Source organism: Sphingomonas sp. (genome assembly GCF_040398505.1).
In the GTDB taxonomy this organism is placed as follows: Bacteria; Pseudomonadota; Alphaproteobacteria; order Sphingomonadales; family Sphingomonadaceae; genus Sphingomonas.
The window spans coordinates 60,747-62,695 of the sequence record NZ_JBBATX010000002.1; the positions used below are offsets into that span (position 1 = coordinate 60,747).

The following is a 1,949-nucleotide window of genomic DNA, read 5'->3' on the forward strand; positions in this document are numbered from 1 at the left end:
TGGACCAGTTTGCGTGGGCCCCCATCGACCAGCGGCAGCACGGTCGAGATCGCGGCATGCGGCGGCGTGCCGAGCGACAGCGCCTGGACGAGCGCGATGCGCAGCGCAAAGCGCGCCTTGGCGTCATCGGGCAGCCGCGTCTTGGTCGCCGAATCGATCAGCGCGTCGAGATCGGGCAAGCGCCGCAGCACCTCGGCGGCAATCGCATGCGCCAGCGCGCGGTCGTCGCTCCGCTCGATCCCCGCGGTCGCACGGCCAATCGCGGCCTCGAGCGGCAAGCCCTGGCGCAGCACGGCATCGAGCAGCCGCAGCGCGGCGCGGCGCGCGGGGACGCCGGGTGGCTCGACCGGTTCGGGCCGGGGCATGTAGCGGCGGGGCGGGGGCAGGGTCATCGCAGGTTTGTCATATTGGGGGTCTCTGGGGCTTGAACGCATCGTGGGGGAGGCCGATGTGGCATGGGCGCACTATACCGTGCCGCCATCAGGAAACCTCCATGGCCCGTCGCCCGCCACATGTGAAGCCACCCGCCTATCTCAGCGCCAATCCGCCGGTGCCCAAACCCGATTCCACGCCAGCGAAGACGCAAAGCGCGAAGGGCGATCCCGACGGGCTCGATCCGACGCGCTATGGCGATTGGGAACTCAAAGGAATCGCAATCGACTTTTGAGCGGCGGTTGCTCCGCGCGGTCGCCCCTCTCCCCGTTCGTGCTGAGCTTGTCGAAGCACCGCTCTCCCGTTGCGCGGTGGTACGAGTGAAGAGCAGCCCTTCGACAAGCTCAGGGCGAACGGAAGGCGCGGCTCACTCGCGCGTCAGCGGGCGCGCGAGCAGCGCGTCGATCACGCTGCGGACATCGCGCCCGGCGAGCAAGTCGCATACCGCCTCAACCACTGGCATCGCGACGCGCGCCGCCGCGGCCGCCTCGCGCAGCACCGGCGCGGTGAATGCCCCCTCCGCGACGGTGAGGCGATCGGCGAGCAAATCGGCGGCACGCTTGCCCTGACCAAGCCCCATGCCAAGCGAGAAGTTGCGCGAACTGGTCGAGGAACAGGTGAGCACCAGATCGCCCAGCCCCGACAGGCCGCTTAATGTTTCCGCACGCGCGCCGCGCGCAAGGCCGAAGCGCACCATCTCGGCGAAACCGCGCGCGATCAGCGCGGCGCGCGCATTCTGGCCGAGCCCGGCACCTTCGACCACGCCGCACGCGATCGCGAGCACGTTCTTGACCGCCCCGCCAATCTCCGCGCCGATCACGTCGGTCGAGGCATAGGGCCGGAACGCCGGCCCGCCGAGCCGCTCGGCCAGCGCCGCGCCGAGCGCTTCGTCGGCGCAAGCGAGCGTCACCGCGGTCGGCTGCCCGGCGGCGACTTCATGCGCGAAGGTCGGGCCGGAGAGCACCGCGATCGGGCTGCGCGGGTGGAGTGCGTGCGCGACCTCGCCCACGAGCAACCGCGTTCCTGCCTCGATCCCCTTGGCGCACAGAACCAAAGGCGATGCGCCGACCGCAGTTTCGGCCAGCACCGCGCGGACATGCTGCGCCGGGACAACGACGAGCAAAGCGTCGCATCCCGCGAGATCGCCGAGCGCACCAGTCGCGTGGATCGACGCCGGTAGCGCGATCCCGGCGAGGAAGCGGCTGTTCTCATGCGCATGATTGATCGACGCCACGACCTCGGGCTCGCGCGCCCACAGCAGCACCGGCTCGCCACCGCGCGCCGCGACTTGCGCCAGCGCGGTACCCCACGCCCCGCCGCCGAGAATCCCTATCTTCATGGGCCGATCCTCACGCCTTCACCCCCGCGCCGCGCACGGCTTCGGCACCCGGATCGAGCGGCCAGCGCGGGCGCGCGGCGACGTCGAGCGGGTCGGTCAGGCCCGCCGCGAAGCGTTCTGCTCCGGCCCAGCCGATCATCGCGGCATTGTCGGTGCACAGCCACAAAGGCGGCGCGAC

Annotated in this window: 3 protein-coding genes and 1 pseudogene; 1 reads left to right on the forward strand and 3 read right to left on the reverse strand. The window is 71.0% G+C overall.

The genetic code is table 11. The annotated features are described in order from the left end of the window. The coding region (locus ABWP09_RS00750) for a transcription antitermination factor NusB (protein WP_353203256.1) at positions 1–392 on the reverse strand (392 nt) is incomplete at its 3' end. Between the two features lie 101 nt (positions 393–493). Between ABWP09_RS00750 and ABWP09_RS00755 the strand changes: the two genes are divergently transcribed. Beyond that, a complete protein-coding gene (locus ABWP09_RS00755) occupies positions 494–667 on the forward strand; it encodes a DUF1674 domain-containing protein (protein WP_353203257.1) in 174 nt (57 codons plus the stop codon). A 132-nt stretch (positions 668–799) separates the two neighbouring features. Here the strand turns inward: ABWP09_RS00755 and ABWP09_RS00760 are convergent, their stop codons facing one another. Then, entirely contained in the window at positions 800–1,771 is a 972-nt protein-coding gene (locus tag ABWP09_RS00760; RefSeq protein WP_353203258.1) for an NAD(P)H-dependent glycerol-3-phosphate dehydrogenase, read from the reverse strand. Between the two features lie 10 nt (positions 1,772–1,781). Further along, positions 1,782–1,949: pseudogene (locus tag ABWP09_RS00765) on the reverse strand (tRNA (adenosine(37)-N6)-threonylcarbamoyltransferase complex transferase subunit TsaD); the annotation flags it as partial.